This window comes from uncultured Campylobacter sp. (genome assembly GCF_938031315.1).
Lineage (GTDB): Bacteria > Campylobacterota > Campylobacteria > Campylobacterales > Campylobacteraceae > Campylobacter_B.
On record NZ_CALHHT010000350.1, the window covers coordinates 1 to 7945 of the forward strand.

Below are 7945 nucleotides of genomic sequence, written 5' to 3' on the forward strand. Positions count from 1 at the left end.
TAAAAAGCTTTTTCATCGCCTTGAAAAACATTGCGGTGAGCGGATTTGATCTGCCGGAAACCTTTGCGATCCAGGTTTCATAAGTCTCGCCCTTGCTTTTTAGAAAATCTATAAGCACTTTTTGGCTTGCCTCCATGCCGCCTCTATTTTCGGCGTCCAAAAGCATCTTATAGATCGGCTCGACCGCCTCGACCGCGGAGCGAGGAGGAGCTTTACGAAATGCCGTGTATTCGGTGATCTGTCCGGTCGTAGAATCTTTTTTGGAGCTAAATTCCGTAATGACCCAATAAAAGCGCCCGTCCTTGGCTAAATTTTTTACCACGGCGGTAAAATCCTTGCCCTGCTGTATCGTATCCCACATAAGCTTAAAAGCTATGCGCGGCATATCCGGGTGGCGGATGATGTTGTGCGGCTTGCCTATGAGCTCCTCCTCACTGTATCCGCAAATCATACAAAAATACGGATTTCCGAAGGTGATAATGCCCTTAGGATCGGTCCTGGAGACGATGTAGCGGTTCGGATCAAGTTTGATCTCTTGATTTAGAGGCGTCGGTCTTTGCATTTTTAATCCTTTTGCTTTAAAATTTTAAAAAATAAGTATATTATAATTTTGTTTTTAAGAACATTAAATTTTTATTAAATTTAGCAAATTCTAAAATTTACGCTAAATTTAAGTATAATTTCAAAATCCAAATTTCAAAAGGCGGCGCGTTGAAAAATCCCTTCCTATCGCTTAAATATCCAAATTTTAGAATTTATTGGATCGGGATGAACCTCTCGCTGATCGGATCGTGGATGCAGAGCATCGCGCTGCCGTGGCTAGTGCTAAGCATCACCGCAGACGCTTTTAAGGTCAGTCTCGTGGCCGCGGCGCAGTTTTTGCCGGCGCTGCTTTTCACACCGTTTTCGGGCGTACTGCTCGATAAATTTGATCGCAAAAAGATCCTCCTGCTCGCCCAGATCGGTATGATGATCATCGCGAGTATTTTTTCGTTTATGGTTTTTTGCGAAATTTATTCGTTTGAAAAAATTTTATCTCTTGCCTTTGCTAACGGAATTTTTAGGAGTCTCGATTCGCCGAGCCGCCAATCGATGGTCAAAGACCTCGTAGGCGAGCCGCAAAGCATATCTAACGCAATCGCGCTAAATTCTATGTCCTTTAACGTCACTCGCATCGCAGGGCCCGCTCTTGCGGGACTTGTAATGGCGCTATGGGGCGTGGGATTTTGCTTTTTATTCAACGCGATCAGTTTTTTGGGCATCATCATTTCGCTCTTTTTCGTTAAAATTTCGCCTTTAAATTTAGACGCAGCAGCCGCGAAACATGGCGTTTTCTCATCTATCAAGGCGGGCATTTCATACATTTCGCACAAACGCACGCTAAGCAAGCTGATGCTAACGGTACTCGTGATCTCGACCCTCGTGCCGAATTACAACGTAACGATCTCCGCTCTCGTTAAGCTTAGCCTCGGCGCGGACGAACGCAGTTTCGGATATTTGATGTCGGCTCTGGGCGCGGGAGCTTTTTTCGGCGCGCTTTTCGTGGCGGTTTTCGGCAGGCTTAGCGTCCGCAGAATCTATCTTTGCGCAAGCCTGCTCGGGCTAAGCTTAGCTCTCATCGGCGCGGTAAGCTCCTTTGTATGGGCAGGCGCGTGGCTTGCGGCGACGGGCTTTTTGTTCGTCGCGACCAATTCGAGTATCAATTCAGCCGTGCAGATGCACGTAAGCAACGAATTCCGCGGCAGAGTGATGAGTATCTACGCGCTGTTTTTCATCGGCAGCACCCCTTTTGGCGCGCTATTTTCGGGCTTTTTGGTTAATTGCTTCGGCGCGCGAGCGGCTCTTGCGATCTGCGGCGTGGCAAGCATCTCGGTGCTGCTTTGCATATTTTATAAATTTAAAAAGGCTCACAGCCCGCTGCGTTAACTTTAGACGCTTCAAATTTAACTCCCAATCGCTAAAACGCTAGTTAAAATTTTAAGCCACAGGGCATGTTGCGTAAATTTCTCCCGCTTCGTCCATTATCAAAATTAACCTTATTTTTACGATGGAATTTTAGAATTTCGACCAAAATTCAAAGGTAAGGAGTTTTTATGAATAGACGAAATTTCTTAAAAAGTACCGCCGCAATCGGCACGCTAGCGACGCTAAATCTAAATTTAAACGCTAGCGCGGTTACAGGCGGGACGGAAAAGAAAGTCGCCAGCGTCTGCGAGATGTGCTCCTCGCGCTGTCCTATTGAGGTGACCGTCAAAGACGGTCGCGGCGCTTTAATCGAGGGCAACCACAGGTTTTCAAACAAAACCTCCGTCTGCGCTCGCGGCGGCGCGGGCATCAATCAGCTCTACGACGATCAAAGGCTCATTAAGCCGCTCATTCGTGTAGGCGAGCGCGGCGAGGGCAAATTTAAAGAGGCGAGCTGGGATGAGGCGCTTAAAATTTGCGCGCAAAAGCTCGGTGAGATTTCGCAAAAATACGGCCCGCAAAGCGTAGTTTTCACCTCTAAAACGGGCGAGCACCACACTCAGATGATGAATTTCGCCTGTGCCTACGGCAGCCCGAACATCTACTCGCACTGGTCCTGTTGTCCGATCACCTACAATATCGCCGTGCCGCACACCTTCGGCGCTAATATGCAAAGAGACTACGGCGACGCAAAATATATCGTAAATTTCGGTCACAATCTCTTTGAGGGCATCGACATCTCAAAAACCAAAAAGCTCGCAAAAGCCGCAAGTAGAGAGGACGTAAAGCTTTTGGTTCTCGATCCGCGCTTTAGCACCGTAGCTTCCAAGGCAGACGAGTGGCTACCGATAAAACCGGGAACCGACGCGGCGTTTTTGATGGCGCTAATTCACGTCTGGCTGCGCGATAACAAATACGACAAAAAATTTATCGAACAATACGCCGTAGGGCTAGAGGAGCTAAGGCAATCCGTAAAGGATACGACGCCGCTTTGGCAAGAGGCCATCACGGGGATCAAAGCGGACAAGGTAGAGCGTATCGCAAATGAAATTTACGCCGCAGCTCCCGCAATCGTAATCGACTGGGGTCATAAAACCACGACCGCTAAAGCCGAATATATCCGCACGCGCGCCATCGCGATCGCAAACGCGCTGATGGGAAACGTCGAGAAAAAGGGCGGAATTTACTTCTCGAAGGACTCTAAAACCTTCAACGCACTTTGCAAAGAGGATCTATTCCCTACCATCTCAAACCCGGATAAGGAGTTTAAAATTCCAAAGACCGCTCGCATCGACGGCTGCGGCGAGGAAGGTAGCGAAAATTTCTTCGTGCCGCGCAAACACGGCGTTTTGATGCAGATCGCGCCTACGATTTTAAGCGAAAAGCCTTACCCTGTAAAAGGCTGGGTCAGCACGCGCTTTAACCACCTCATCAACGTTGCGGGCGTGGATAAGAGCGTAGAGGCGATCAAAAAGCTAGACTTCGTGCTTGCAATCGACGTGTATATGAGCGACTTCGCGTGCTTAGCCGACGTGATCTTGCCCGAATCCACGTATTTAGAGCGCGATGAGTCGATTCAAAACAAAGGCGGCACCGCGCCTGGATTTGTGATGCGAAACAAAGCCGTCGAGCCGGTGGGCGATACGAAGTGCGGCTATGAAATTTTTAGAGAGCTTGCGAGGGTGATGAAGATTGATAAGGACTACACCTGGAACAACATCGACGAATACCGCATGCAGCAAGCCAAAGGCAACGCCGAGCTGATCGCAAATTTAATCAAAAACGGCTACGTAAGCTACAAGGTGCCGAAGCTATACTACCGAGAACCGAAGCTCGTGGCTAAATTTATTGATAAATATCCTGCCGCGGCGGAGTTCGTGGACGAAAACGGCGAGATGAGCTCGCAGATGAAATTTAAAACCCCGAGCGGCAAGATCGAGCTTTTCGCGCCGAAAGTGGAGGAGCTTTTCGCGGGATACGGCTGCTTAAACACCGAGGGTATGGACGTATTCGACGGGCACAAATACTGCCTGATGACCGGCAAGACCGCGCTTCACACCAACGGACACACTCAAAATGTCAAAATTTTAAACGATATGATGAGCGAATCGCCGGTTTGGATCAGCCCAGCTTCTGCAAAAGCGGAGGGGCTAAAGACTGGCGATATCGTGAAGCTCAAAAATAAATTCGGCGAGCAAAAAGCTAAAATTTTCGTCACGCAAGGCATCAGAGACGATTGCCTATTTTTATACCACGGCTTTGGGCACGTAAGCCCCGGGCTAAAGCGCACGAACGGCATAGGCACCAACCAAAGCGTCCTTCTCGATCCCGCTGCGGGTCCTGTGGTAAGCACGATGGTAACCAACGTCGGCGTCGATATAGTTAAAATTTGAAAGGGGCGGTTATGAAAAAACTCATAATGATTCACGACGAAAATTTATGTATAGGTTGCCAAGCCTGTTCGGTTGCGTGCAGGAACGAAAACGGCGTGCCTAGCGGCGTTTATAGGCTGCAGGTTCACGGCAAAACAAGCGGCGTTTTTCCAAATTTAAAGCTCGATTATTCGCGCGCCAGCTGCGTTATGTGCGAGGATAGCCCCTGCGTGGACGTCTGCCCTACGGGAGCGAGCTTTAAAACCAAAGACGGCGTAACGCTCATAGACGAGAGGCTTTGCGTCAGCTGCAAATACTGCATCCTGGCCTGTCCTTACGACGCTAGATTTGTCGATCCTATCACGCACGCTATCGGCAAATGCACCTTTTGCTACACGAACCGCACAAACAAAGGCTTGCAGCCTGCCTGCGTAAGCGTGTGCCCAACAGATGCTTTAACTTTCGGCGACGTAAATGACGTAAATTCCGAGGTAAGCAAGCTGCTAGCCAAAACGAGCGTAGAATATCCGAAAGCGTATCTAAACACCAAACCGCGCCTAGCGAATATCAAAAACAAAAAAGGGGGACGCTATGAATAATATGTGGGGCGATATGAGCCAATATTCTGAAATTTACTGGCCTTGGCCGATTGCGATTTATCTATTTTTGGCGGGTCTTAGCGCGGGAGCGACGATGGTGGCGCTTTTAGTCAAATGGAACCGCCACGAAAGCGAGCAAAATTCCATCTGGGACGCGATGATTAGAGCGGGTGCGATCACGGCACCGATTACGATCTGCGCGGGGCTTTTGCTTTTGATCTTTGATCTTGGCAAGCCGCTTACTTTCTATCTTTTGCTGATAAAATTTAACTTCGGCTCTGTAATGAGCCTCGGCGTGGCGGCGCTTTTAATCTACGTGCCGCTTAGCTTTATATTTGCGCTATGCGTCTTCGGCGAAGAAATTTGCAAATTTAAGCTATTTGCATTCCTGCGCCCTATCGTAAATTTGTTAGGCTCATTCGCCAAGGCTTCTAAAATTTTTGAGCGAGTTTTATTTGTGCTTGCTCTTTGCGTAGGCGCATACACGGGCTTTTTACTAAGCGCGGTGATGAAAATTCCGCTTTGGAATACTCCTGTGCTTCCGATTTTATTTTTGCTATCGGGCTTTTCCAGCGGCATCGCGGCGAGCATTTTAGTTGGACTTCTGTTTTTTAAAGGCTCGTTAAACAAAGATAGCATAAAATACCTTTTGGTGCTTGATCTGCGCGCGATACTCTTTGAGATTCCGCTTTTGTTCATTCTATTTGTCGGGATGTATTTCGAGGGCGGCACGAGCGCGCTTGCGGCACAGCAGGCTTTGACGCACGAGGTTTACGGTAAAATTTTCTGGATCGGCGTTTTAGGCACGGGGCTCATCGCTCCGATCATCATCGCCTTTACGGCGCTGAAAAACCACGCCTACAAGCCTGCGTTTATAGTTTTAAATTCTTTCGTCGTGCTTTGCGGCGTCATTCTGCTTCGCTACTACATCGTATATGCGGGGCAAATTTGCACGGGAGCGTAGTCTCGCTCCCGATTTAGGGAACGGGTTTGAAAATTTTACTTTTAGAAGACGATTTTGAATACAGAAGCAGCGTAAGCGAGTATCTGCAGGAGCTCGGCTACGAAGTGGACGAATGCGAAAGCGGCGACGCAGCCTGCGATAAGATCGCCGCGAATGCTTACCATCTGTTGATTTTAGACATTAAAGTGCCGGAGGTTTCGGGCGAAGAGGTGCTTAGATATGCGCGAAACCTCGGCCTCAACACCCCCGTGATGATGATGACCTCGCTCGGCGACATCGACGATTTAAGCCAGTGCTACGAACTAGGCTGCAACGAATATCTAAAAAAGCCTTTCCACCTAGCCGAGCTTAAATTTAGGGTAAGCGAGCTGATGCGAAAGTATTTCGGCGACGAAAAGGGCGCCGTCAAGATCGCGGATAAATTTCACTACTTCGCAAATTTAAAAATTTTAAAACGCGCGGATGAAGAGATATCGCTAAGCGCCAAAGAGATCAAAATCATAGAATTTCTACTCGCCAATATCAAAAGATTCGTAAGCGTCGATGAACTCATCGCCGACGTGTGGGACGGCGAAGCGGGCAGCGTCGATGTGCGCGTGCATATCAGCAACCTCCGCTCCAAAACGAGCAACGACTTCATCCTCTCCAGCCGCGGACTCGGATATAAAATCAATGCTTAAAGGGTTTAAATTTACGCTTTTTAGCGCGATTTTCATCATCGGCGCCTTTATAAGCGAGAGTCTTTATATCATCTATTTAAATTCCAAAATCGAGGAGAGCGCCGACGTCGCCGAGCTGATACAAAAAAGCGGCGAAGCCCTAGCCGGCGCGGATCTGAATCTAAAAGATGAGCTCATCTACGACTACGCGATCCTAAACGCAAACGGCGAAATTTTAAGATCAAACCTCAGCGTGCAGCCGCCCGATTTTGCATTTATCACGCTGAAATTCGGCGGGCGGGTGTTTTTTAAGCGCCACTTTCTACATGAGGGCAAGCTGCATTTTTTCGTCATTTCAAAAAAGATAAGCTACGCCAAGATAGAATTTATTGCGATCTCTACGATCTTTATCACGATTTTCGTAGCGCTCATCATCGCGCTGTTTAACTACAAAATCATAAAAAATTTCTACGCGCAGCAAAGCAACCTCATCAAGGCGTTTTTCAACGACGCGATGCACGAGCTAAAGACCCCTCTGGGCGTCGCGCTCATCAACACCGAGATGCTTGGGCTGCGCGACAAACACACGGCGCGAATAAAATCCGCGCTTAAGCAGATGGTCATTACTTACGAGGATGTGGAGTACTTCATCAAAAGCGGCAAGATGAGCTTAAAAAGCCGCCGCATCGATATGAGCGAGTTTTTGGGCGCGAGGATAAATTTCATCTATCTGGTCGCAAAAAGCAAAAACATAAGCCTGCAATCGCGAATAGCGCCCGATGTGAGCGTTTTTATGGACGAGACCTCGCTTATGCGCCTCATCGATAACACCCTAAGCAACGCCATAAAATACTCGCGCCCCGGCGGCAAGATCATCATCGGGCTGGAAAAAGGGGTGAGCATAGCGGTCTTTAGCGTGCAGGACTTCGGCATCGGCATAAAGGATACGAGCGCGATCTGGGATAGATACTCGCGCGAAAACGCGGCTCTTGGCGGATTCGGTCTCGGGCTAAACATAATCGATAAAATTTGCAAGCGCTACGGAATCGCAAAAAGCGTCAGCTCGAAACTCGGCGAAGGCAGTACCTTTTGCTACAAAATCCCGCTGTTTAAGCAGAAACTTTTGGATTAAAACGGGCGCGCTAAATTTAGACGCAAATTTTAAAATTTAGAAGTAGAATTCGCGCGGCTAGGGCTTTTTAAAATTTTGTTTTAGCGTGGCTTTTCAGCCACCTTTTGCTTCTCTGCTGCGTAAATAATATTTTTCCAATGGATAATTTAGATTTCCGCAGTTATCGAATTTCATACCCTCTTTTTTTGTATCAAATAGCATTACTTTGCTCCTATCTTCATAATATTTTTTAGTAATAACATCTATTTCTGCTC

Annotated in this window: 7 protein-coding genes; 6 read left to right on the forward strand and 1 reads right to left on the reverse strand. The window is 47.9% G+C overall.

Translation table 11 applies throughout. The features are described from left to right. Nucleotides 1-562 (reverse strand): PAS domain-containing protein (locus Q0236_RS08395; protein WP_297916853.1); only part of this gene is annotated, 562 nt, incomplete at its 3' end. Nucleotides 563-711: 149 nt separating this feature from the next. On the opposite strand from Q0236_RS08395, the gene Q0236_RS08400 reads away from it, so the two are divergent. From Q0236_RS08400 to Q0236_RS08425, 6 genes are all read left to right on the forward strand, one after another. Continuing rightward, nucleotides 712-1926 (forward strand): MFS transporter, encoded by a 1215-nt coding sequence (locus Q0236_RS08400; protein WP_297916855.1) that lies wholly within the window; start codon nt 712-714, stop codon nt 1924-1926. Nucleotides 1927-2093: 167 nt separating this feature from the next. After that, nucleotides 2094-4358 carry a thiosulfate reductase PhsA gene (gene phsA / locus Q0236_RS08405; protein WP_297916857.1) on the forward strand — a complete coding sequence of 755 codons (2265 nt, stop codon included), beginning with the start codon at nt 2094-2096 and terminating at the stop codon, nt 4356-4358. An 11-nt stretch (nt 4359-4369) separates the two neighbouring features. Continuing rightward, nucleotides 4370-4936 (forward strand): 4Fe-4S dicluster domain-containing protein, encoded by a 567-nt coding sequence (locus Q0236_RS08410; RefSeq protein ID WP_297916858.1) that lies wholly within the window; start codon nt 4370-4372, stop codon nt 4934-4936. Beyond that, nucleotides 4929-5900 carry an NrfD/PsrC family molybdoenzyme membrane anchor subunit gene (gene nrfD, locus Q0236_RS08415; protein WP_297916860.1) on the forward strand — a complete coding sequence of 324 codons (972 nt, stop codon included), beginning with the start codon at nt 4929-4931 and terminating at the stop codon, nt 5898-5900. Before Q0236_RS08410 ends, nrfD begins: the two co-directional genes overlap by 8 nt. A gap of 26 nt (nt 5901-5926) precedes the next feature. Beyond that, nucleotides 5927-6580, forward strand: coding sequence for a response regulator transcription factor (locus tag Q0236_RS08420; RefSeq protein WP_297916862.1), 654 nt, complete (start codon nt 5927-5929; stop codon nt 6578-6580). Then, entirely contained in the window at nt 6573-7691 is a 1119-nt protein-coding gene (locus Q0236_RS08425) for an ATP-binding protein (protein ID WP_297916864.1), read from the forward strand. The genes Q0236_RS08420 and Q0236_RS08425 overlap by 8 nt, the downstream gene beginning before the upstream one ends. Nucleotides 7692-7945: the final 254 nt, after the last annotated feature.

Bases quoted from the DNA above. Each gene is read 5' to 3' on its own strand.
- nrfD (WP_297916860.1), top strand. From the start codon at position 4,929: ATGAATAATATGTGGGGCGATATGAGCCAATATTCTGAAATTTACTGG.
- Q0236_RS08410 (WP_297916858.1), top strand. From the start codon at position 4,370: ATGAAAAAACTCATAATGATTCACGACGAAAATTTATGTATAGGTTGC.
- phsA (WP_297916857.1), top strand. From the start codon at position 2,094: ATGAATAGACGAAATTTCTTAAAAAGTACCGCCGCAATCGGCACGCTA.
- Q0236_RS08425 (WP_297916864.1), top strand. From the start codon at position 6,573: ATGCTTAAAGGGTTTAAATTTACGCTTTTTAGCGCGATTTTCATCATC.